Source organism: Streptomyces sp. NPDC036984 (assembly GCF_055607665.1).
Genome location: NZ_JBVJRL010000005.1, coordinates 139,148 through 162,249, shown reverse-complemented (window position 1 = coordinate 162,249; position 23,102 = coordinate 139,148). Strand labels below are relative to the sequence as shown.

Sequence of the window (23,102 nt, the reverse complement as noted above, 5' to 3'; positions counted from 1 at the left end):
CCACGGTATACACCGATCGGTTTCTCCTCGGCCGCGGCGCGGTAACCTCGCCGTATGGCCACCACAGAGAAGGCGTCTCCCCGCGACCGGCTGCTCGACGCCACCGCCCGGCTCGCCTACCGCGACGGCGTCTCCGTCGGCATCGAGGCCCTGTGCCGGGCGGCGGGCGTGTCGAAGCGGTCGATGTACCAGCTGTTCGACAGCAAGGACGCGATGCTCGCCGCGAGCCTGGAGCGGAGCATCCCGTGGTACGAGGCCCGGCTCGCGCACCCCGCTCCGGAGACCGCGACCCCGCGCGAGCGCATCCTGCATGTCTTCGAGCGGCTGGCGCAGGCGTCCCTGGACGCCGACTACCACGGCTGCCCCTATCTGGCCGTGCTGGTCGAGCTGAAGGACCCGGAGCACCCGGCGAGCGCGGTCGCCCGCGGGGTCAAGGAGCGGCTGGCGGCCCACTTCCGCGCCGACGCCGAGCAGGGCGGTGCCCGCGACCCCGAGCTGCTCGCCCGGCAGCTCCTGCTGGTCTTCGACGGCGCCAGCGCCCGGGCCGGCGCCGGGGTGGAGCGCCTGGACGACGGACTCGCCACGGCCATGGTGACCACGCTGCTGGACGCGGCGGGGATGCAGTAGCGCCCCTGAGGGGCGCGGGGAACCGCGCGACCGGCCAAGAAGACGGCGCAGACGATCGACGCACATGCGGCATGCCCGCCACCGCGGCACGCCTGTCACCGCGGCACGTGCGGCTATCACGGCACGTCCGGCACTGCGGTACGTCCGGCACCGCGGCAGGCCCCGCATCGCGGCACGTGCAGCCATCACGGCACGTCCGGGAGTGCGGCACGTCAGGCACGGCGGCAGGCCCGGCATCGCGGCCCGTCCGCCGCCGCGGCCGCCCGGCATCGCGGCCCGTCCGGCGAAGCGCCCCGTACGGGCCATCTCAGCGCGCCGACCCGGTCGCCCAGCCGGTGCAATGGAGCCGTGACCGCGCCCCCCGACGACTGCCTCGCGCGCAACGAATGGATCTGCGGTGCCTATCTGAGCACCCGCCGGCAGATCCTGCTCGACGCGGTCCTCCAGCACCTCCAGCTGACCGTGCTGTCGGTCCTGATCGGCCTGGTGATCGCCCTGCCGCTGGCGGTGCTGGCCCGCCGCTGGGGCTGGGCGGCCGGTCCGGTCCTCGCTGTGACGACGGTGCTCTACACCATCCCGTCGCTGGCCATGTTCTCCCTGCTCCTGCCCCTCTACGGCCTCTCCGCCACCCTGGTCGTCGCCGGGCTCGTGCTGTACTCGCTCACCCTGCTCGTGCGGAACATCCTCGCGGGCCTGCGCGCGGTCCCGGAGGAGACCCGGCAGGCCGCGCGCGGCCTCGGCTTCGGCCCCGTGCGCCTGCTCCTCGCCGTCGAACTGCCCCTCGCCCTGCCCGCCGCGATGGCCGGGCTGCGCATCGCCACCGTCTCGGCGGTCTCCCTGGTCACGGTCGGCGCGATCGTCGGCTTCGGGGGTCTCGGCAACCTCATCTACGCGGGCATGAACACCTACTTCAGGGCCCAGGTGCTCACCGCGTCCGTGCTGTGCGTGCTGATCGCCGTCGCCGCCGACCTGCTCCTGCTGGGCGTGCAGTGGCTGATCACCCCCTGGACCAGGGCGGCCCGCGCATGAGCACCCTCACCGCCGCCTGGCACTGGCTCACCGACCCCGCGCACTGGTCCGGCGACGACGGCATCCGGCACCGGCTGCTCCAGCACCTGACGCTCACCGTCGTCTGCCTGCTCCTCAGCTGCCTGATCGCCCTGCCCGTCGCCCTCGTCCTCGGGCACCTCGGCAAGGGCGGCGCGCTCGCCGTGAACGTCTCCAACGTCGGCCGGGCCGTCCCCACCTTCGCCGTTCTCGTCCTGCTCCTGCTGACCCCGGTCGGGAGGTGGGGCGAGGGCCCCACGGTGGTCGCCCTGGTGCTGTTCGCCGTACCACCGCTGCTCACCAACGCCTACGTCGGCATGCGCGAGGTCGACCGCAGTGTCGTCCAGGCCGCCCGGGGCATGGGGATGACCGGCCGGCAGCTGCTGTTCCACGTGGAACTGCCCCTGTCGCTCCCGCTGCTGCTGAACGGGGTGCGGATCGCCGCCGTCCAGCTCGTCGCCACCGCCACCATCGCCGCGCTCGCGGGCGGCGGCGGCCTCGGCCGGATCATCACGGCGGGCTTCAACCTCGCCAGTACCCCCCAGGTGGTCGCGGGCGCGCTGCTCGTCGCGGTCTTCGCCCTCCTCGTCGAGGGCCTCTTCGAGATCGCCGAGCGGCTGGCCCCGGCCTGGGTGCGAGGTGGCCGATGAGCGGTCGTAGGGCCCTCGCGGTGGTCGCGCTGCTCGCGCTCACCGCCTGCTCCACCGGCCCGTCCCTGGAGGACCGCGACCAGGTCACCGCCCCGCCCGGCGACCACCGTCAGCTGACCATCGGCTCGGCCGGCTTCACCGAGAGCGACCTGCTCGCCCAGCTCTACGCCCAGCTGCTCGGCCACGCCGGTTACCGGACGTCCGTCCTCACGGTCGCCAACCGGGAGCTGTACGAACCGGCTCTGGAGTCCGGGCAGATCGACGTCGTGCCCGAGTACGCGGCCACCTTCGCCGACTGGCTGGGTGCCAAGACCCACGGCGCCGACGCGGCCCCGGTCGGCTCGCCCGACCTCGCCGCCACGATGCGGGCCCTGCGCACCCTCGCCACACCCCGCGGCCTCGCCGTCCTGCCGCCGGGCCGGGCCGTCGACCAGAACGCCTTCGCGGTGACCGCCGCCTACGCCCGCCGGCACGGCCTGCGGACCCTCAGCCAACTCGGTGCCGCGCGGCTGAAGGTGCGGCTCGCGGCGGGCGACGAGTGCGTGCAACGGCCGTACTGCGCGCCGGGCCTGAGGAAGGTGTACGGCATCGGCATCACCGGGGTCGATCCCAAGGGCGTCGGCACCACCCAGGCCAAGCGGGCCGTGCAGGACGGCCGGGACCAGATGGTGCTGACCACCACGACCGACGCCACCCTCGACTCCTTCGGCCTGGTCCTGCTCGCCGACGACCGGCGTCTCCAGAACGCCGACTACGTCGTGCCCGTGGTCAACCGCTCCCGCGCGGGCGGCGCCGGTGTGGCGAAGGCGCTCGGCAGGCTCAACGACGTCCTCACCACCGGCGACCTGGCCGCGATGAACCAGCAGGTCGACAGCTGGCGCCGGCTGCCGGCCGACGTGGCCCGCGCCTATCTGCGGAACAAGGGCCTGCTGACGTAACCCGCCTCAGGCGTCCGACACCGAGTCGAACACCACCTGGCCCCGCGTCACACCGCGCCGGTCCGCGTCCACCGAGCGGCGCAGCGCCTCGTGCAGCTTCGCCGGGGTCAGCACACCGAGGAACCGCGCCCCGTCCAGCACGGCGACCCACCCGGCATCGTGCTGGAGCATCACCCCGAACGCCTGCTTCAGCGGCGCGCCGACCGGCACCCACGCGGTCATCCGGTGGGCGAGCTCCCCGACCGTGCGGCCGGTCGCCAGCTCGTCGAGACCGACCCAGCCGTGCAGGTCACCGCCCGCGTCCAGCACCACCGCCCACCGCGCGCCCTCGGCCCGCAGCCGCTCGGCGGCCCGTTCGGCGCTCTCGTCCACCCGGGCCATGGGCGGCTGCTCCAGGTCCTCCGGCTCGATCGCGGTGACCGACAGCCGCTTCAGCCCGCGGTCGGCGCCCACGAACGAGGCGACGTACGGTGTCGCGGGCGCCCCGAGCACCGCGCCGGGCGTGTCGAACTGCTCGATGCGGCCCTGCCCGTACACGGCGATGCGGTCGCCGAGCCGGACGGCCTCCTCGATGTCGTGCGTGACCAGCAGCACCGTCTTGCGCACCGCGGCCTGCATCCGCAGGAACTCGTCCTGGAGCTGCTCGCGCACCACCGGGTCGACCGCGCCGAACGGCTCGTCCATCAGCAGCACCGGCGGATCCGCTGCCAGCGCCCGCGCCACGCCGACCCGCTGCCGCTGCCCGCCGGACAGCTGCTCCGGATAGCGCGGCCCGTACGTCTTCGGATCGAGGCCCACCAGATCCAGCAGCTCGGCCGCCCGGGCCCGCGCCCTCGCCCGCTTCCAGCCGAGCAGCGCGGGCACGGTCGCGGTGTTGTCCAGGACGGTGCGGTGCGGGAAAAGGCCCACCTGCTGGATGACGTAACCGATCCGGCGGCGCAGCCGCACCGGGTCGACGGTCGCGATGTCCTCACCGCCGACCAGGATCCGGCCGGAGGTGGGCTCGATGAGCCGGTTCACCATCATCATGGTCGTCGTCTTGCCGCACCCGGACGGCCCGACCAGCGTGACCAGTTCCCCCTCCGCCACCTCGAAGGAGAGGTCGTCCACGGCCGTCGTACCGTCCGGATACCGCTTGGTGACCTGATCGAACCGGATCATTCCCTCACGCTACGGCAGGACGCCGCACGTCTCATCCCGCCGTGCCCCGACCGGCGGACGCCGGGGAGCCACCGCCCGGCCGGCCGCCTCGTTGCCGCCGAACTGCGATGGCGCTCGTCCCAAGGGGATGGTTCAGCTGAGCAGGATCACTTCCAGTGTGCGCGGGCCGTGCACGCCCTCCACCCGGTCCAGCTCGATGTCACTGGTGGCCGACGGGCCAGAGATCCAGGTCAGCGGGCGGACCGGATCGAGGCGTTCGAGGGCCTGCGGGACCGAGGAGACGACCTGGTCCGGGACGCGGACGACACAGATGTGGTGGTCCGGGACGAGCGAGACACGGCGTCGGCCCTGGCCCGAGGAGCCGTCGAGAACGATCGTGCCGGTCTCGGCGATCGCCACGGCGCAGCCCGTCACCACACTGTCCACCTGATCCAGTCGCTGAGCGGTGTCCTCCGCCCGGTCGTGGATCCGCACGGGATCGGCCGCGGACAGCCACTCCGGCGGCAGCCCCGGCGGGACCAGCACCTCCCGGGAGCCGCGCTCGGCCAGCAGCCGCATGACGAGCAGCGGCAGCTCCGCCGCGTCGGCACGGTGCACGACCGCCCGGTAGTCCGCCAGGTTCTCCGCCAGCAACTCCACCGTCTGCTCGGCGGTCCGCTCGCCGTGGGCGCGCAGATAGTCCCGGGGCACCGCCTCCTCGTACGGCCGCTCGTCCGGCGGCACGTCCGCCAATGCGCGACGGACCCGGCCCAGAATCCGCTCCCTGCTGCTCACTTGCCGCCGTCCTTTCCGCCGCGCGTGCGCTGCCACCAGTCCCGGAAGGGCTCCGGCGGCACGGCCGGGAGATCCCGGGTGCCGCTCCACGCCCGGCCCGGGCCCGGCAGGGTACGGGGGTGCAGCCGGCGGGTCCGGGAGGCCAGCCGCTGGCCCGCGCGGAGGGCACCGGGGTACGTGAACGCCCAGCGCGCCGCCCGCATCGCCGCCCGCTCGGCCGCGTGTCCCTTGGCGGGCCGGAGCACCACCTTGTTGCCCTGCCGTACCGCCGGACCGCCCTCCACGACCCGCTCGCGCAGGTGCACCAGCACCTCGGGGATGTCGATGGCGACCGGGCACACCTCGTAGCAGGCTCCGCACAGACTCGACGCGTACGGCAGCGAGGCGTCGATCTCGCTTTCCGTGCCCCGCAGTTGGGGACTGAGAATGGCACCGATCGGGCCCGGGTAGACGGAGCCGTACGCGTGCCCGCCCGCCCGCTCGTACACCGGGCACACGTTCAGGCAGGCCGAGCAGCGGATGCAGCGCAGCGCCTGACGGCCGACCCGGTCGGCGAGGGCGTCGGTACGGCCGTTGTCGAGCAGCACCAGATGGAAGACGCGTGGTCCGTCCTCGTCCGTCGTGCCCGTCCACATGCTCGTGTACGGGTTCATGCGCTCGGCCGTGGAGGAGCGGGGGAGGGTCTGGAGGAAGACCTCCAGGTCCCGCCAGGCCGGCACCACCTTCTCGATGCCGACGACCGAGATGAGCGTCTCGGGGAGGGTCAGGCACATCCGGCCGTTGCCCTCGGACTCCACGACGACCAGCGTGCCGGTCTCGGCGACCATGAAGTTGGCGCCGGAGACGCCGACCTTGGCGCGCAGGAACTTCTCCCGCAGGTGCAGCCGGGCCGCCTCGGCGAGTTCGGCGGGCGTGTCCGTCAGACCCTGCGGGGCCGGGCGGCCCCACGCGCCCATCTCGGTGCGGAAGATGTCCCGGATCTCGCCCCGGTTGCGATGGATGGCCGGGACCAGGATGTGCGAGGGCCGGTCCTTGCCCAACTGCACGATCAGCTCGGCGAGATCGGTCTCGTAGGCGCGGATGCCCTCCGCCTCCAGGGCCTCGTTGAGGCCGATCTCCTGCGTGGCCATCGACTTGACCTTCACGACCTCCGACTCGCCGGTCTCCTTGACCAGCCGGGCCACGATCCGGTTGGCCTCGTCGGCGTCGGCGGCCCAGTGGACCGTGCCGCCGGCCGCGGTGACCGACTCCTCCAACTGCACCAGGTACCGGTCGAGATGGCGCAGGGTGTGGTCCTTGATCCGCCGGCCCGCCTCCCGTAGCGCCGACCAGTCGGACAACTCGCCCACCGCGCGGGCCCGTTTGGCCCGGATGGTGTGCGTGGCGTGCCGCAGATTGCCGCGCAGGGTGGGATTGTGGACGGCGTCGTGCGCGGCCTGAGGAAAGGCCGGCATGCCGACGAACGTTCCGCTCACGCCGGGTCCTCCTCCGTGCTCGCCAGGATCTCCGCGATGTGCACCGGCCGCATGCCCACCGCGAGCCGGGTCATGGTGCCGCCGATGTGCATCAGGCAGGAGTTGTCGGCCGCGCACAGCACCTCCGCGCCGGTCGACTCCGCGTTGCGCACCTTGTCCGCGCCCATCGCCGCAGACACCTCGGCGTTCTTCAGCGCGAACGTGCCGCCGAACCCGCAGCACTCCTCGGCCCCCGGCAGCTCGACCAGCTCCAGCCCCCTGACGGCCTGAAGGAGCCGGCGCGGCCGGTCGCCGAGCCCGAGACCGCGCAGCCCGTGACAGGTCGGGTGATAGGTGACCTTGTGCGGGTAGGAGGCACCGACGTCGGTCACCCCGAGCACGTCCACCAGGAACTCCGTCAGCTCGTACGTCTTCGGCACCACCGGCGCCAGCGTCCGGGCGAGACGGTCACCGCGTCCCTCGGCCCGCGCGCGTTCCCCCATGCGCGGATACAGCTCCCGCACCATCGCCCCGCACGACCCGGACGGGGTCACGATCGCCTCGTACTCCCCGAAGACATCGGAGAAATGCCGGGCCAGCGGCTCGGCCTCATGGCGGTAGCCGGTGTTGTAGTGCGCCTGCCCGCAACACGTCTGGCCCATCGGGAAGTCGACCTCGACACCCAGCCTGGTCAGCAGCTTCACCACGGCCCTGCCGGTGTCCGGATACAGCGTGTCGTTGACACAGGTCAGGAACAGGGCGACACGCATCGCGGCTCCTCGGTGTCGGTCATCGGACGAGTGCAGGGTAGTCGGCCGCCCCCGCCGGCGGGAGAGCCCGGCTCACCGCGCGGCGAGCCGGGCCTGGGCCGCGCGCCACCGGCCGGTGTCGCCCCGGGGCGTGTACCGGGTGAGCGGCTGGGTCCGGGTCAGCAGCCGGCGCAGGGCGGCGAGATCGCCGGCGAGTCCGTGCGCGCGGGCCTGCACGAGGACGTTGCCGAGCGCCGCCGCCTCGGTCGGGCCGGCCACCACCGGCAGACCGCAGGCGTCGGCCGTCAGCTGGCACAGCAGCGCGTTGCGGGTGCCGCCGCCGACGAGGTGCACCACGTCCACCGGATGGTCGGCCAGCCGCTGCGCGTCCGCGACGGCCCGCCGGTGGGCGAGGGCCAGCGAGTCGAGGATGCACCGGGTGATCTCGGCCCGCGTCCCTGGCACCGGCTGACCCGACGCCCGGCACGCCTCGGCGATCCGCTCCGGCATCCGCCCGGGCGCCAGGAACGCCTCGTCCCCGGCGTCCACCACCGAGCGCAGCGTCGGCACGCCGGCCGCCTCCCGCAGCAGCAGCCCCAGGTCCGGCTCGCCCCAGGCCCGCACGCACTCCTGGAGCAGCCACAACCCCATGATGTTGCGCAGATAGCGGACGGTGCCGTCGAGCCCCAGCTCATTGGTGAAGTTCGCGGCCCGGCTCTCCTCGCTGAGCACCGGCGCGGACAGTTCCAGGCCGGCCAGCGACCAGGTGCCGGTGCAGATGTAGGCGAAGCGCCCACCGGTCGCCGGGACGGCGGCCACCGCCGAGGCGGTGTCGTGCGAGCCGACGGCCGTCACCGGCACCGGACCCGTCAGGCCCGTCTCCGCCAGCACCTCCGGCCGTAGGGTCCCGGCCGGATCACCCGGCTGCCGCAGCGGCGCGAACAGCCCCAGGTCGATGCCCAGCCGCTCGGCGACCTCGTACGCCCAGGTCCGCGTCCGGGGATCGAGGAGCTGGGTGGTGGAGGCGTTGGTCAGCTCGGTGCCCTGCTCGCCGGTGAGCCAGTACGCCAGCAGGTCCGGGATGAGCACCACTCGTGCGGCACGCGCGAACTGGGCGGTAGAGCGGGCGGCCGTGAGCTGGTAGAGGGTGTTGAACGGCGCGTACTGGATGCCCGTGGCCGCATACAGCTCCGCCGCCGGCACGGTCGCCCACACCTTCTCGGCGACCCCGTCGGTGCGGGCGTCGCGATAGTGCACCGGGTTGCCGAGCAGGGCCCCGTCGGTGTCCAGCAGACCGTAGTCGACGGCCCAGCTGTCGATGCCCACGGAGTCCACCCGGCCCGCCGCCCGCAGCCCGTCCAGGACACCGCCGTACAGCGCGAGGATGTCCCAGCGCAGCCCCTCCGGCACCCGCACCGGCCGATTGGGGAAGCGGTGCGCCTCGCTCAGCTCCACCGAGTGCGCGCTCACCCGCCCCACCATCACCCGCCCGCTGGAGGCCCCGAGGTCGACCGCGGCGTACGACTTCACGCCGGCGCTCATCGCAGGAACGCGGCCGCCACACCCGCGTCGACCGGGATGTGCAGGCCGGTGGTGTGCGTGAGGTCTCCGCCGGTGAGTGCGAACACCGCGTTCGCCACGTGCTCGGGCAGCACCTCCCGCTTGAGGAGGGTCCGTTGCGCGTAGAACTCGCCCAGTTTCTCCTCCGGCACCCCGTACACCGCGGCCCGCTGCGCGCCCCAGCCGCCGGCGAAGATCCCGGAGCCGCGCACCACCCCGTCCGGATTGACGCCGTTGACCCGGATCCCGTGCTCGCCCAACTCGGCGGCCAGCAACCGCGCTTGGTGGGACTGGTCGGCCTTGGCCGCGGAGTAGGCGATGTTGTTCGGGCCGGCGAAGACGGCGTTCTTCGAGGCGATGTACACGATGTCGCCGCCCAGCCCTTGAGCGATCATCACCCTGGCCGCCTCGCGCGAGACGAGGAAGGACCCCCGGGCCATGATGTCGTGCTGGAGGTCCCAGTCCTTCACCGACGTGTCCAGCAGGGGCTTGGAGAGGGAGATGCCGGCGTTGTTGACGACGAGGTCGACCCCGCCGAAGGCGAGCACGGCCGCCCGGAAAGCGGCGGCGATCTGTGCCTCGGACGTGACGTCGACGGTGACGGCGACGGCCCGGTCCGGCCCGCCCAGCTCCTCGGCGACTCCCGCGGCGCTGTCGGCGTTCACATCGGCGACGACGACACACGCCCCCTCCGCCACCAGCCGGTGCGCGATCGCCCTGCCGATGCCGCTGCCGGCCCCCGTCACGAGCGCGACACGCGTGGCGAGCGGCTTGGGCTCGGGCATCCGCCGGAGCTTGGCCTCCTCCAGCGCCCAGTACTCGATACGGAACTTCTCGGCTTCCTCGATCGGCGCGTACGACGACACCGCCTCGGCCCCGCGCATGACGTTGATGGCGTTGACGTAGTACTCGCCCGCCACCCGGGCGGTCTGCTTGTCCTTGCCGAAGCTGAACATGCCGACGCCCGGGACGAGCACGACGGCCGGGTCGGCGCCGCGCATGGCGGGGGAGTCGGGCCGGGCGTGCCGCCGGTAGTAGGCGGCGTACTCCTCGCGGTAGGCGGCGTGCAGCTCCTTCAGCCGGGTGACGGCCTCGTCCAGCGGCGCGGCCGGCGGCAGGTCCAGGACGAGCGGCCGTACCTTCGTGCGCAGGAAGTGGTCGGGGCAGGAGGTACCGAGGGCGGCCAGCCGGGGGTGCTCGGCGCGGGCGAGGAAGGCGAGCACGACATCGGAGTCGGTGAAGTGCCCGACCTGCGGCTTGTCCTGCGAGGCGAGCGCACGGACGTACGGCGCGAGAGCGGCGGCCCGCTCCCTCCGCTCGGCCTCGGGCAGGGCCGCGTACCCCTCGACGACCGGCCCGAACGGCTCCCCCTTCCCCTTCTCGGCGAGGAACGCCTCGGCGGTCCGGATGATGTGCAGCGAGTTCCGCTCGCACTCCTCGGACGAGTCACCCCAGGCGGTGATCCCGTGCCCGCCGAGAACGCACCCCACGGCCTGCGGATTGGCCTCCTTGACGGCGGCGATGTCCAGCCCCAGCTGGAACCCGGGCCGCCGCCACGGCACCCACACCACGCTGTCCCCGAAGCACTCGGCGGTCAGCTTCTCCCCGTCGGCCGCGCAGGCGAGCGCGATACCGGAGTCCGGGTGCAGATGATCCACGTGCGGGGCGTCCACCAGCCCGTGCATGGCGGTGTCGATGGACGGCGCGGCCCCACCCCTGCCGTGCAGGCAGTACTCGAACGCGCCGACCATCTCGTCCTCGCGCTCGACACCCGCATACACCGCCACGAGGGCCCGCAGCCGGTCCAGCCGCAACACGGCCAGCCCGGCCCGGGTCAGCGTGCCGAGGTCACCTCCGGACCCCTTGACCCACATCAGCTCCACGTCACCGCCGGTGACGGGATCGATGGCGGTGCCTTTCGCGGAGGCGTTGCCGCCGGCGTAGTTGGTGTTGCGGGGGTCGGAGCCGAGCCGGTGAGAACGATCGAGGAGAGCGGCGACTTCGGGATGGGTGGTCATGAGTACGGGTCCCTTTTCAGAAGAGGGTGGGATTCGAAGGGGCGCGGGGCTGTATCGACATGCGGCTCCGCCGCGTGGGCGCGACCAGCCGGAGACGGCCCGCACCCGCGACGGAACAGGAACCCGGCTGACGCTCACGCCCCCCAGCCGGCCTGCTCCCCACCGACCCGCTCCGCGACGATCCTGTCGGCCCACCCGGACCGGGCATACGCGGCCATGGGATCGGGATCCAGCCCCAACTCCTCCCGAACGTCGCCCAAGAGCCCCCGCACATCGGTGTTGTACGCGTCCATCAGCACAGAGTTGGCTCCCAGCACATCACCGGCAGCCTGTGCCTCGGCCAGCGCCGACCGATCGACCAACAGCGCCTTCGCGGTGGCTTCCTGGACGTTCATCACCGAGCGGATGATCGCCGGGATCTTCGGTTCGATGTTGTGGCACTGGTCGAGCATGAAGGCGACCTCGGAGGTGAACCCCCCACCGCGGACCACCTCGTACATGATCCGGAACAACTGGAACGGATCCGCCGCCCCCACCATCAGGTCGTCGTCGGCGTAGAACCGCGAGTTGAAGTCGAACCCTCCGAGCTTCCCCTCCCGCAGCAGGGCCGCCACGATGAACTCGATGTTGGTCCCCTGCGCGTGATGCCCGGTGTCGACGACCACCTGGGCCTTGTCGCCGAGCTTGAGACAGTGGGCGTAGGCGGTCCCCCAGTCCGGGACATCGGTCGTGTAGAACGCCGGCTCGAAGAACTTGTACTCCAGCAGCATCCGCTGCCCGTCCCCGAGCCGCGCGTACACCTCGGCCAGCCCCTCGGCCAGCCGGTCCTGCCGGGCGCGGATGTCGTCCTGCCCGGGATAGTTCGTGCCGTCGGCGAACCACAGTTTCAGATCCCGCGACCCGGTGGCGTCCATGATGTCGACGCACCGCAGCAGGTGGTCGACGGCCTTGCGGCGCACCGCCGCGTGCGGATGGCAGATGCTGCCCAGCTTGTACGCGTCGTCCTGGAAGGTGTTGGAATTGATCGCGCCGAGCCGTACGCCCCGCTCCTCGGCGTACTTCGCGAGCGCGCCGTAGTCCTCCACGGTGTCCCAGGGGATGTGCAGGGCGACCGTCGGCGCGACCCCAGTGAAGGCGTGCACCTGCGCCGCGTCCTGCAGTTTCTCCCACGGTGAGCGCGGCACCCCGGCCTGCGCGAAGACCTTGAAGCGGGTCCCGGAGTTCCCGTACGCCCACGACGGCGTCTCGACGGCCTGGGTCTTGAGCGCGGCCTTCACCGCGGCGAGGTCGGTCACTGCAGGGCTCCTGTGATGTCGGCCGGAACGACTGAGCGTGTGAAACGATTCAGAACGGCAAGCTAGGGGCCGCCCACAGGGGTGTCAAGCAGTCCGACCAACCCGGCTGTCGCCCACCTCACACCGCCCTCTACCCATCGAAATTTTTTCGATACGGACCCATTGACGTGACATGGCTGCGGTGCCTACCGTCCCGGCCATCCACTTGAAACCTTTCACGACACCGTGGCGGACAGGCGGCCCTGCCGCCGGTGTCGCTGAGGAGCCCCCATGACCCACCCGCCTGATGTGGGACCGGCCCCGGTGCTGGCGCTGAAGGGCGTCTCCAAGTCCTTCGGTGCCGTACGCGCCCTCCGGGACGTCTCCCTGGAGCTGCTGCCCGGCGAGGTGCACGGCCTCGCCGGCGAGAACGGCGCGGGCAAGTCGACGTTGATCAAGACCCTCGCCGGAGTGCACCGGCCGGACGCCGGTCAGGTGCTGTTCGACGGCGAGCCCGTCGTCTTCCACGGCCCCGGCGACGCCCGCGACGCCGGCATCGCCGTGATCTACCAGGAGCCCACGCTCTTTCCCGACCTGTCGATCGCCGAGAACATCTTCATGGGCCGCCGGCCCGGGCGCACCCTCGGCCGGATCGACCACAAGGCCGCCCGCGCGGCGACGGCAGCCCTGATGCGGCGGCTCGGCGTCGGCCTCGACCCCGACCGGCCCGCCCGCGGTCTGTCCATCGCCGATCAGCAGATCGTGGAGATCGCCAAGGCACTGTCCTTCGACGCCCGAGTGCTGATCATGGACGAGCCGACCGCGGCCCTGACCGGCAGCGAGGTCGCCCGGCTCTTCGGCGTCGTCCGCACGCTGCGCGAGCAGGGTGCGGCCGTGCTGTTCGTCTCGCACCGGCTGGAGGAGATCTTCGAGATCTGCCGGACGGTCACCACGCTCCGGGACGGTGCCTGGATAGCCGGTGAGCCGCTCGCCGGGATGACCGAGGACGACCTGGTCCGCCGGATGGTCGGCCGCGACCTGGCCGAGCTGTACCCGAAGCAGGAAGTGGAGCCGGGCGGGGTGGGCTTGAGCGTCCGCCGCCTGACCCGCGAGGGCGTCTTCACGGACGTGTCCTTCGAAGTGCGGCGCGGTGAGATCGTCGGCCTCGCCGGACTCGTGGGCGCGGGCCGCACCGAGGTCGCCCGGGCGGTGTTCGGCGTCGACCGCCGGGACGCGGGCGAGGTCGAGATCGACGGGCGCCGGCTCGCCGATGGGGCGCCGTCCGCCGCAATGGCGGCGGGGCTGGCCCTCGTCCCGGAGGACCGGCGGGCTCAGGGGCTGGTGATGGACCTGTCCATCGAACGCAACATCGGCCTGCCCGGGCTCCGTACGACCGCCCGGGCGGGACTGGTGAACCGGCGGGCCGAGCGCAGCCGCTCGCTGGACTGGGCGGTCAAGCTCCAGGTGAAGTACGCACGGATCGCGGACGCCGTCGCCACCCTGTCCGGCGGCAACCAGCAGAAGGTCGTCCTGGTCAAGTGGCTCGCCACCCGCCCCAAGGTGCTGATCGTGGACGAGCCGACGCGCGGGGATCGACGTGGGCACCAAGGCCGAGGTGCACCGGCTCCTGAGCGAACTGGCCGCCGACGGGGTCGCTGTCCTGATGATCTCCTCCGACCTGTCCGAGATCCTCGGCATGGCCGACCGGGTGCTCGTGATGCACGAGGGCCGGATCGCCGCCGAGATCCCCCGTTCCGAAGCCACCGAGGAGGCCGTGCTGGCCGCTGACCTTCGAGCTGTGGGACCCGGCCAAGCTCGGCGACCTGGCCGCCCGGGCCGCGGTCGCGCTGTCCTCGGGGCAGATCAGCGGCAAGGAGGGCGAGACCTTCAAGGCCGGTGCCACGACGTACACCATCGGCAAGGACGGCGTGATCAACCTGGGCAAGCCGACCGCGTTCGACGCCAGGAACATCGACCGGTTCAACTTCTGAGAGTTCGGGGGACGTTGATGAAGCGCGTGTGTTTCCTGCTGAAGGTCAGGGCGGACCGGCTCGCCGAGTACCGCGAGCGGCACGCCGCCGTCTGGCCGGAGATGCTGGACGCCCTGAGGGCGACCGGCTGGCACAACTACTCGCTGTTCCTGCGCGAGGACGGCCTGCTCGTCGGCTATCTGGAGACCGAGGACTTCGCCGCCGCCCGGGCGGGCATGGAGGCCACCGAGGTCAACGCCCGCTGGCAGCAGGAGATGGCGCCGTTCTTCGAGTCCCTGGACGGCGCCCGGCCCGACGAGGCCATGCGGCCGCTCACCGAAGTGTTCCACCTCGCCTGACCACCTGGAGCCGAACATGAGACGACGCACCATGCTGGCCGGCGCCCTCGCGGCCGCCTCCGCCACGGCCGCCGGACCCGCGCGGGCCGCCACCCCGAAGCCGTCGGTCACGAGCAGGGGAACCACGCGACTCGACCCGCAGGCCCTCTACTTCGTCTCCTACGACGGCCTGGTCAACACCAACTCCTTCCAGAAGAACGGCCTGCTGACCTACGAAGGCCACCAGTACGCCGCCTGGTACACGGCGAGCCGCAACGCGGTCATCGCCCGCCGGGCCCTCGGCGCCGCCACCTGGTCGACGGTCGCCCTGCCGCACCGGCTCAAGGCCGACGACTCCCACAACGTCATCTGCATGGGCGTCTCCCCGGCCGACGGCCGCCTCCACCTGAACATGGACTCCCACAGCGACGGCTTCTTCTACGCCAAGTCGGTCGCCGGCCTCCTGGACGACCCCGCCGGCACGGCCTGGACCCCGTCCGTCTTCGGCGCCGTCCGGACGACGCTGGACGGACTCGCGCTCACCTCGCAGTTCACCTATCCGCAGTTCCTCGCCACCCCCGAGGGCCGGCTCCAGCTCGTCTACCGCGCCGGCGTCTCCGGCAACGGCCGCAACGCCCTGGCCGAGTACGACGGTTCACGCTGGACCGCGCTGGGGGAGTGGAGCAGCGCGAGCGGCACGTACACCAACGAGCACGGCTCCAGCGCCGCCCGGAACATGTATCTGCACGGCATCGACTACGACACCCGCGGCCGGCTGCACGCCCTGTTCACCTGGCGGGAGCAGAACGCGGCCGTCATGTGCAGCGGCGGCGGCATCACCAACCACGACACCGGCTACGTCTGGTCCGACGACCGCGGCCGGACCTGGCGCAACGACGCGGGCACCGTCGTCGGCGCCACCGGCGGGTCCGACAAGGTCTCCGTCGGCGACAGCGGTCTCGTCGTCGACCCGCTGAACCCGGACCACTCCCTGATGAACCAGGAGAGCCAGTGCACCGACTCCGCCGGCCTCCCGCACGCGATCATCAGCTACGTCCCCGGCCGCTTCGGCCAGTGCACCACGGACTACGTCGCCCACCGCACCGCCCACGGCCGCGCCTTCCACCTGCGCAAAACAGCCTCCGGCGGCTGGCAGAAGACCGAGATCCCGGTCCCGCTCGGCTCCAGCCGGCGCACCAAGCTGGTCCTGGACCGGTACGACAACGCCTACGCCGTCCTCCCGTTCGGCCGTATCGCCGCGGCCTCGCGGGAGTCCGGGTACACCGACTGGACGCTCCTGTTCGGCGGCGCCGGGCTGAACGCGTTCGGTGAGGTGGTGATCGACGAGACCCGGATCCGGGCGGACAACGTCCTGTCGTTCCTGTACCAGGAGAGGTCCGCCGGCACCACGCCCTCGGCGCTGCACGTGGCCGACTTCGCCCTGCCTGCGTGACGGTAATGTGAAGGTCGTCCCGCCGCCCTCGTCCCCTGGAGGTCTGAAGCCCGATGGCCCAGTCGGTGGGTATCAAGGATGTCGCCCGTGCCGCCGGAGTCTCCGTGGGCACGGTGTCCAACGTCATCAACCGCCCGGACACCGTCGCCAGTGAGACCCGCGCCCGCGTCCTGTCCGCCATCGACCGGCTCGGCTACGTCCGCAGCGAGTCCGCGCGCCAGCTGCGCGCGGGCCGCAGCCGGATCATGGGGCTGCTCGTGCTCGACATGGGCAACCCGTTCTTCGTGGACATCGCGCGCGGCGCCGAACGGGCGGCCCGGGAGGCGGGGCTCGGCGTGATGGTGTGCAACAGCGCGCAGAACGCGGCCGAGGAGGCGGAGTACCTGTCGCTCTTCGCCGAGCAGCGGGTGCGCGGTGTGCTGCTCACCCCGGCCGACGCCACCGGCCGCAACATCGAGACCTTCCGCCGGCACGGCATTCCGTTCGTGCTGGTCGACCGGGTCGCCGAGGGCACCACCGAGTGCTCGGTCTCCGTGGACGACGTCGCGGGCGGCGCCCTCGCCGTCCGCCATCTGGTGGACGCCGGGCACCGCTCGATCGCCTACGTCAGCGGCCCGCCCGGGCTCAACCAGGTCCGCGACCGGCGCACCGGCGCGCTCACCGCCCTCGCCGAGGCCGGGCTCGGTCCCGAGGCGCTGCGCGAGCTGCCCACCGAACGCCTCGACGTGGCCGCCGGCCGGGACGCGGGCGCCCGTCTGCTCGGCCTCGCCGACCGCCCCACCGCCGTGTTCTGTGCCAACGACCTGCTCGCCCTCGGCGTCCTCCAGGCCATGTACGCGGCGGGCGTGACCGTCCCGGACGAGCTGGCGATCGTCGGCTACGACGACATCGAGTTCGCCGCCGCGGCCGCCGTACCCCTCACCTCCGTACGCCAGCCCGCCGTCACCCTGGGCACCCTCGCCGCCGAACTGCTGCTGGAGGAGACCGAGCAGGGCGAGGGCAGGCCGGCCCACGAGCACCGGCGGGTGGTGCTCCAGCCGGAGTTGGTGGTGCGCCGCTCCAGCCTCGTCGCGCGCTGACCGGAAGTTCAGTAACAAACCATGATCCCGGGGCTCGGCCTGCGCCCGGTCATGTGCTGAACTGGGACGCGTCCGTCCCATCCGTCCCGGGAGACCCGTTGAGCCTCAGCTACCGCCAGCCCGGCGTCGTCCTCACCGACCGCCACTTCACCGTGCCCCTCGACCACGCCGACCCGGGCGGCGAGACCATCGAGCTGTACGCCCGCGAGGCGGTGGCGAGCGAGAAGGCCGGGCAGGACCTGCCCTGGCTGGTGTATCTCCAGGGCGGGCCCGGGTTCGGGGCCAATCGTTTCGTCGGACGTCAGGCATGGCTCGACCGGGCCCTGAAGGACTACCGCGTCCTCCTGCTCGACCAGCGCGGCACCGGCCGTTCCACCCCCGCCACCCGGCAGACGCTCCCGCTGCGCGGCGGCCCCGCCGCACAGGCCGACTACCTCACCCGCTTCCGCGCCGACTCGATCGTCCGCGACTGCGAGGCCATCCGCCCCCAGGTCACCGGCGGCGCCCCGTGGACCGTGCTCGGCCAGAGCTTCGGCGGCTTCTGCACGGTGTCGTACCTCTCCCTCGCGCCCGAGGGCATCGACACCGCGATCATCACCGGCGGCCTGCCCTCCCTGCACGCCCACGCCGACGACGTCTACCGGGCCGCCTACCCGCGCATCGAGCGCAAGGTCGCCGCGCACTACGCCCGTTACCCGCAGGACGTGGAGCGGGCCCGCCGGATCGCCGACCACCTCCTCAGCCACGACGTGGTCCTGCCGAACGGCTACCGCTTCACGGTGGAGGCCTTCCAGTCCCTCGGCCTGATGCTCGGCGGGAGCGACGGCAGCCACCGCCTGCACCACCTGCTGGAGGACGCCTTCGTCCGCACGCCCGGCGGGCTGGAACTCTCCGACGCCTTCCAGGAGCAGGCGCAGGCCCTGCTGTCGTACGCCGGCCACCCCCTGTACGCCCTCGTGCACGAGGCGATCTACGGCCAGGACGCCCGGCCCACCGCCTGGGCCGCCGACCGCGTCCGCGCCGAGTTCCCGCAGTTCGACGCCGCCAAGGCGCTCACCGGCGACGGCCCGGTGCTCTTCACCGGCGAGACCGTCCACCCCTGGATGTTCGACACCGATCCGGCCCTGCGGCCCCTGCGCGAGACGGCCGAACTGCTCGCCGCCCGCACCGACTGGGGCCCGCTGTACGACCCGGCCCGCCTCGCCGCCAACGAGGTCCCCGTCGTCGCGGCGGTCTACCACGACGACATGTACGTCGACACCGTCCACTCCCTGGACACCGCACGCGCCGTCCGCGGCCTGCGCACCTGGGTCACGAACGAGTTCGAGCACGACGGCCTGCGCGCGGGCGCGCCGCGCGTCCTGGACCGGCTGCTGGCCATGACCCGCGACGAGGTGTGACCCGCACGCGTCGAACGTCCGGACGCCCGTGGGCGTCCGGACCGGTGACGTACGCGGTTCACGCGGCGAGGGCGTGACCCGGGTGCAGGACCACCTTGGTGTAGCCCTCGATGCGCTTGTCGAACTTCTCGTAGGCCTGCGGAGCCTGGTCCAGCGGCAATTCGTGGGAGACCACGAAGCTGGGCTTGGCCCGCCCGGCGATGATCAGGTCACGCAACTGGCGGTTGTACCGCTTCACGTTGCACTGACCGGTGCCCATCTGCTGGCCTTTCTCGAACATCTTTCCGATGGAGACCAGCAGCTGGCCGTGCTTGGCGTGATCGTCGGGCCCGCCCGGGTCGGACGGCACGTACAGCCCGGGGACGCCGAGCATGCCGGTGGGACGTACCGTCATGACGAGCTCGTTGAGCACGATGGCGGGCTCCTCGTGGCTGGCGTCGTGTGCCTGGGCCTGGTAGCCGACGGCGTCCACGCCCTTGTCGGTTCCCTCCCCGTTCGTCTGTTCCTTGATCTGCTCGGCCGGGTCGCCCTTGGTGAAGTCGATCGGGACGGCCCCGATCTCCTCCGCCTTGGCCAGCCGCTCGGGCACCCGGTCGACCGAGAACACCTTCGCCGCACCGCGCAGCAGCGCGGAGTAGGCGGCCATCAGGCCGACCGGTCCGGCACCGAAGACGGCCACGGACTCGCCGGGGGACACCTGGGCGAGTTCGCACCCGTGGTAGCCGGTCGGGAAGATGTCGGCGAGCAGCACGAAGTCGGTCTCGAACTCCTCTCCCGGTGGCAGCTTCAGGCAGTTGAAGTCGGCGTAGGGCACCCGCAACCGCTCGGCCTGGCCACCGATGAACGGGCCCATCGCCACATATCCGTACGCTCCGCCGGCGAATCCCGGGTTGACCGTCAGACAGAACCCGGTCTTCAGGGCGAGGCAGTTCTTGCAGAATCCGCACGCGACGTTGAACGGCATCACGACACGGTCTCCCACGGACAGGGAGGTGACGCCGTTGCCGCACTCCTCGATGACACCGAGATTCTCGTGTCCGAAGACGATGCCCGCCTCGGCGGCCGTGCGGCCCTCGTACATGTGCAGGTCCGAGCCGCATATCGCGGTGGACGTCACCCGTACGATCACGTCGTTCGGGTGCTGGATCTGCGGATCGTCGACGTCCCTCACCGTCACGTTGAAGGGCTTTTCATAGACTACGGCTTTCACCTGGGTCACCTCCGCGTCGAACGCTGGACGACGGCGGCGAGGAGCCGATGGCCGGGGGAGCACAGGAAGACGGGGGGAGCACAGGAAGACGTGGGCCCGGGCCCGTGCCGTGGCCTGCGCGCTTCACCGCCGGTACTTCCAGGTAACGCCCGTCCGGCAGGGGCCGCAACCGCCGGATTCCTGGTGAGCGGATTTCTGGTGAGACGTCCCCAGTAGGCTGTGTGCATGCCAGATCAGATAGCCGCCCTTCCGGAGCTGCGCGGGGACTGTGCGCGCTGCTTCGGGCTCTGCTGTGTCGCCCTGCCCTTCGCCCGCTCAGCCGACTTCGCGCTGAACAAGCCCGCGGGCAAGCCCTGCCCGAACCTCGGGGGCGACCACCGCTGCGGCATCCACGCCGATCTGCGGACGAAGGGCTTCACCGGCTGCACGGTCTACGACTGCTTCGGCGCCGGCCAGAAGGTCTCGCAGCTCACCTTCGGCGGGCAGGACTGGCGGACCGGCTCCAAGGAGGACGCCCGCCGGATGTTCGACGTGTTCCCCGTCGTCCGGCAGTTGCACGAGCTGCTGTGGTACCTGACGGAGGCGCTGGAGCTGCCCGCGGCCCGGCCCGTCCACCCCGAGCTGCGGCAGGCGCTGGAGCAGACCGAGCGGCTCACCCGGCAGAGCCCCGAGGAGCTGGCCGGCCTGGACGTGGCCGCGCACCGGCAGGAGGTCAACGTACTCCTGCTGCGCACCAGCGAGCTGGCCCGGGCCGGCGCCCGCGGCAAGGGGAAGGGCAAGGGAAAGGACCGCCGGGGCGCGGATCTCATCGGTGCCCGGCTCAAGGGCGCCGATCTGCGTGGGGCGAGCCTGCGCGGTGCCTGCCTCATCGCCGCCGACCTCACCGGTGCCGATCTGCGCGGCGCGGACCTGATCGGCGCCGATCTGCGCGACACCGACCTGACCGACGCGGACCTCACCGGCGCGTTCTTCCTCACCCAGCCGCAGGTGAACGCTGCGCGGGGCAGCGGCGGTACTCGTCTGCCGACGTCAGTCAGTCGCCCTGTGCACTGGACAGCGGCTCGCTGACGGGGACTCCGCCGGTTCGGCCGGGTGGTGCCGTCGGGCGTCTGCGGCTCCGTCGTGGGCTGGTCGCGCGGTTCCCCGCGCCCCTTCAGGGCGCCTCTCGCCGACCCCGTCAAGAGCGGGCCGTCGTTCCAGCCGCAGCCGCAGGCCCTCCGGCATCAGGGTCAGGCGTTCGGCGACCGTCAGACGGTAGCCGGGGTCGGCGTGCAGCTCGTAGCGCCGCAGCAGCAGCCCGAGGACCAGGGTCGCCTCGTGCACGGCGAACTGGCGGCCGATGCAGGCCCGCGCACCGGTGCCGAACGGCTTGAAGGTGTGCGGGGGCCGGGCCCGTACGGCCGCCGCGGTGAAGCGGTCCGGGTCGAACCGCTCGGCGTCCTCGCCCCACACCTCCGGCTCGCGGTGCAGCATCGGCGTCAGCACCAGCGCCCACGCGCCCCGGCGCATCGGATGCTCACCGGCGAGCACCGTGTCCTGCCGGGCTTCCCGGGCGAAGGCGGGCGCGGTCGGCCACAGCCGCAGCGACTCGTCCAGCACGCGGCGGACATGGCGCAGCTTGGCTATCCGGTCGTAGCCGGGCCGCGGGGTGTCGCCCCAGACGCGGTCCACCTCGGCGCGGGCCCGGGCGGCGATCTCGGGGTGCCGGGCGAGGTGGTACAGGGCGAAGGAGAGCGCGCCCGAGGTGGTCTCGTGCCCCGCCACCAGGAACGTGATCACCTGCTTGCGGACGTTCTCCGCGGACAGCTTCTCCCCGGTCTCCGGGTGCGCGGTCGCCAGCATGCGGTCCAGCAGGTCCCCCTCTCCGCCACCGGACCGGCGCCGGTCGGCGACCAGACCGTCCACCGTGCGGTCGAGGTACGCCATGTCGGCCGCGTTGCGCCGCGCGGCGGTGCACAGCAGCAGCGGGGCCAGCGGCCCGGGCACGCTGTTCAGCCGCTGCGCGTAGGTCAGCGTGCCGACCATCGCCGTGACGAAGGGGTGCGGCCGCTCCCGTTCGAAGGAGCCGAAGTCGTGCCCGAAGCCGGTCCGGGCGATCGTCTCCAGGGTCAGCCGGGTCATGTCGCCGGGTACGTCCACCGTCCGCCCCGCCGCCAGCTGCCGGTCCCAGTGGTCGGTGAGCCGGCCGGCGACGTCCAGCATCATCCCGTGGTAGCCCTCCATGGCCTCCCGGCTGAACCCGGGGGCCAGGACGTCGTGTGCCAGCTGCCAGTTGGGCTCGTGGTTGTAGGCGGTGAACAGGCCGTCCCCGGCCACCGGCCGCAGATTGGCCACGCCGAGTCCGACGTGCTTGGCGAACCGGGCCTCGTCGGCGAGGTCGGCGGCGAGCCGCGCCCCCCACACGAACACGAACTCCTTGCCGAAGGCCCGGCGCCGGAAGATCGGGCCCAGCTCGCGCGCGAAGCGCATCGAGTCCTGGAGCGGGGTGCGCCGGTCGGCGCCGAGCACATCGCCGAGCAGCGGCAGCCGGCGCGGCGGATGCGGGATGCGGTGCAGCTCGGGCCAGCCCTGCTCGGCGCTCCGGAAACCCTTTGGCAGCCCGGTCCCCGTGGTCTCCGCCGTCTCCGCCATGACGCGATCTCCCTTGATCAGCGGATGGTTGAAGCTGCGACGCGCGCATGTTGTACGTGGGTTCAATAACGTGTTCCAGTGTGGTGTCCTTGTTGAACCGACGTCAAGTAAAGTGACGCCATGCCCGCGAACCAGGGGGAACGCGCCCGGCGCAGACTCAGCACCGAGGAGCGCCGTGAGCAGCTGCTCTCGGTCGGCGCGAAGCTGTTCTCGGAGAGTCCCTACGACGATGTGTGGATCGAGCAGGTCGCCGAGATCGCCGGGGTGTCGCGCGGGCTGCTGTACCACTACTTCCCGACCAAGCGGGACTTCTTCGCCGCCGTCGTGGAGCGGGAGAGCGCGCGCATGCTGCGCATGACGGCGGCCGTGCCCGGGATGCCGGTGCGCGAGCAGCTCACGGCGGGCCTGGACACCTACCTCGGCTACGTCGAGGCCCATGCCCACGGTTTCCGGGCCTTCCACCGCGCCGACGCGGCCGGCGACCAGGCCGTGCGCCGGGTCTACCAGCGGGCCCTGGCCGCGCAGGAGCAGCAGATACTGGCCGCGCTCGCCGCCGACCCCGAGTTCGGGCCGGTCTGCGAGGCGGCTCCCGAGGTGCGCCCGGCCGTGCGCGGCTGGCTCGCCTTCACCACCGCCGTCTGTCTCGAATGGCTGCGCGGCGAGGCGGAGCTGAGCCGGGAGCAGGTGCGTGACCTGTGCGCCCGCGCCCTCCTGGGTGTGCTCGCGTAACGCCGTCCGCCGGTGTGGCGTGGTTGGCGTGCGCCCCGAT

19 protein-coding genes and 2 pseudogenes are annotated in these 23,102 nt (G+C 72.2%); 12 read left to right on the top strand and 9 right to left on the bottom strand.

Annotated features, from left to right (window positions below):
- Positions 1–54: 54 nt before the first annotated feature.
- From ACZ7DL_RS12525 to ACZ7DL_RS12510, 4 genes are all read left to right on the top strand, one after another.
- Positions 55–627, top strand: a complete 573-nt coding sequence (locus ACZ7DL_RS12525) for a TetR/AcrR family transcriptional regulator (protein ID WP_470773780.1) — start codon at positions 55–57, stop codon at positions 625–627.
- 348 nt (positions 628–975) lie between these two features.
- Positions 976–1,656, top strand: coding sequence for an ABC transporter permease (locus ACZ7DL_RS12520; RefSeq protein WP_470773778.1), 681 nt, complete (start codon positions 976–978; stop codon positions 1,654–1,656).
- Complete coding sequence (locus ACZ7DL_RS12515; RefSeq protein WP_470773776.1) at positions 1,653–2,324, top strand: ABC transporter permease; 672 nt, start codon at positions 1,653–1,655, stop codon at positions 2,322–2,324. The genes ACZ7DL_RS12520 and ACZ7DL_RS12515 overlap by 4 nt, the downstream gene beginning before the upstream one ends.
- Positions 2,321–3,262: an ABC transporter substrate-binding protein gene (locus ACZ7DL_RS12510; RefSeq protein WP_470773774.1), complete on the top strand. Its 942-nt coding sequence runs from the start codon at positions 2,321–2,323 to the stop codon at positions 3,260–3,262. Before ACZ7DL_RS12515 ends, ACZ7DL_RS12510 begins: the two co-directional genes overlap by 4 nt.
- Before the next feature lie 6 nt (positions 3,263–3,268).
- Here ACZ7DL_RS12510 and ACZ7DL_RS12505 read toward each other — a convergent pair whose 3' ends face one another.
- The 7 genes from ACZ7DL_RS12505 to rhaI all read right to left on the bottom strand — a co-directional run bounded on the left by ACZ7DL_RS12505 (position 3,269) and on the right by rhaI (position 12,273).
- The gene (locus tag ACZ7DL_RS12505) at positions 3,269–4,423 is read right to left on the bottom strand and encodes a betaine/proline/choline family ABC transporter ATP-binding protein (protein WP_470773772.1); all 1,155 of its coding nucleotides are present in this window, start codon (positions 4,421–4,423) and stop codon (positions 3,269–3,271) included.
- A gap of 132 nt (positions 4,424–4,555) precedes the next feature.
- A complete protein-coding gene (locus ACZ7DL_RS12500) occupies positions 4,556–5,197 on the bottom strand; it encodes a LutC/YkgG family protein (RefSeq protein WP_470773770.1) in 642 nt (213 codons plus the stop codon).
- On the bottom strand, positions 5,194–6,672 hold the full coding sequence (locus ACZ7DL_RS12495) for a LutB/LldF family L-lactate oxidation iron-sulfur protein (RefSeq protein ID WP_470773768.1): 1,479 nt from the start codon (positions 6,670–6,672) through the stop codon (positions 5,194–5,196). The genes ACZ7DL_RS12500 and ACZ7DL_RS12495 overlap by 4 nt, the downstream gene beginning before the upstream one ends.
- A complete protein-coding gene (locus tag ACZ7DL_RS12490) occupies positions 6,669–7,421 on the bottom strand; it encodes a (Fe-S)-binding protein (RefSeq protein ID WP_470773767.1) in 753 nt (250 codons plus the stop codon). Before ACZ7DL_RS12490 ends, ACZ7DL_RS12495 begins: the two co-directional genes overlap by 4 nt.
- A 72-nt stretch (positions 7,422–7,493) precedes the next feature.
- Entirely contained in the window at positions 7,494–8,942 is a 1,449-nt protein-coding gene (locus tag ACZ7DL_RS12485; RefSeq protein WP_470773765.1) for a rhamnulokinase, read from the bottom strand.
- The gene (locus ACZ7DL_RS12480; RefSeq protein WP_470773763.1) at positions 8,939–10,978 is read right to left on the bottom strand and encodes a bifunctional aldolase/short-chain dehydrogenase; all 2,040 of its coding nucleotides are present in this window, start codon (positions 10,976–10,978) and stop codon (positions 8,939–8,941) included. The genes ACZ7DL_RS12485 and ACZ7DL_RS12480 overlap by 4 nt, the downstream gene beginning before the upstream one ends.
- 134 nt (positions 10,979–11,112) lie before the next feature.
- Positions 11,113–12,273, bottom strand: a complete 1,161-nt coding sequence (gene rhaI / locus ACZ7DL_RS12475; RefSeq protein ID WP_470773761.1) for an L-rhamnose isomerase — start codon at positions 12,271–12,273, stop codon at positions 11,113–11,115.
- Between the two features lie 270 nt (positions 12,274–12,543).
- On the opposite strand from rhaI, the pseudogene ACZ7DL_RS12470 reads away from it, so the two are divergent.
- The 6 genes and pseudogenes from ACZ7DL_RS12470 to ACZ7DL_RS12445 all read left to right on the top strand — a co-directional run.
- Positions 12,544–14,038, top strand: a pseudogene (locus tag ACZ7DL_RS12470) (sugar ABC transporter ATP-binding protein); the annotation flags it as partial.
- A gap of 4 nt (positions 14,039–14,042) precedes the next feature.
- Positions 14,043–14,243 (top strand): annotated as a pseudogene (locus tag ACZ7DL_RS12465) (rhamnose ABC transporter substrate-binding protein); the annotation flags it as partial.
- 17 nt (positions 14,244–14,260) lie between these two features.
- Entirely contained in the window at positions 14,261–14,581 is a 321-nt protein-coding gene (locus ACZ7DL_RS12460; RefSeq protein ID WP_470774080.1) for an L-rhamnose mutarotase, read from the top strand.
- Between the two features lie 16 nt (positions 14,582–14,597).
- Complete coding sequence (locus tag ACZ7DL_RS12455; protein WP_470773759.1) at positions 14,598–16,013, top strand: BNR repeat-containing protein; 1,416 nt, start codon at positions 14,598–14,600, stop codon at positions 16,011–16,013.
- Positions 16,014–16,066: 53 nt separating this feature from the next.
- Entirely contained in the window at positions 16,067–17,092 is a 1,026-nt protein-coding gene (locus ACZ7DL_RS12450) for a LacI family DNA-binding transcriptional regulator (RefSeq protein ID WP_470773757.1), read from the top strand.
- Between the two features lie 98 nt (positions 17,093–17,190).
- Positions 17,191–18,492, top strand: a complete 1,302-nt coding sequence (locus tag ACZ7DL_RS12445) for an alpha/beta fold hydrolase (RefSeq protein WP_470773755.1) — start codon at positions 17,191–17,193, stop codon at positions 18,490–18,492.
- A 58-nt stretch (positions 18,493–18,550) separates the two neighbouring features.
- On the opposite strand, the gene ACZ7DL_RS12440 is transcribed toward ACZ7DL_RS12445, so the two are convergent.
- Positions 18,551–19,702 (bottom strand): glutathione-independent formaldehyde dehydrogenase, encoded by a 1,152-nt coding sequence (locus ACZ7DL_RS12440; RefSeq protein ID WP_470773753.1) that lies wholly within the window; start codon positions 19,700–19,702, stop codon positions 18,551–18,553.
- A gap of 225 nt (positions 19,703–19,927) precedes the next feature.
- Between ACZ7DL_RS12440 and ACZ7DL_RS12435 the strand changes: the two genes are divergently transcribed.
- A complete protein-coding gene (locus tag ACZ7DL_RS12435; protein ID WP_470773751.1) occupies positions 19,928–20,770 on the top strand; it encodes a pentapeptide repeat-containing protein in 843 nt (280 codons plus the stop codon).
- On the opposite strand, the gene ACZ7DL_RS12430 is transcribed toward ACZ7DL_RS12435, so the two are convergent.
- Positions 20,732–22,333: a cytochrome P450 gene (locus ACZ7DL_RS12430; protein WP_470773750.1), complete on the bottom strand. Its 1,602-nt coding sequence runs from the start codon at positions 22,331–22,333 to the stop codon at positions 20,732–20,734. The genes ACZ7DL_RS12435 and ACZ7DL_RS12430 overlap by 39 nt on opposite strands.
- A 120-nt stretch (positions 22,334–22,453) precedes the next feature.
- Between ACZ7DL_RS12430 and ACZ7DL_RS12425 the strand changes: the two genes are divergently transcribed.
- Positions 22,454–23,062 (top strand): TetR/AcrR family transcriptional regulator, encoded by a 609-nt coding sequence (locus ACZ7DL_RS12425; protein ID WP_470773749.1) that lies wholly within the window; start codon positions 22,454–22,456, stop codon positions 23,060–23,062.
- The last annotated feature ends 40 nt before the right edge of the window (positions 23,063–23,102 follow it).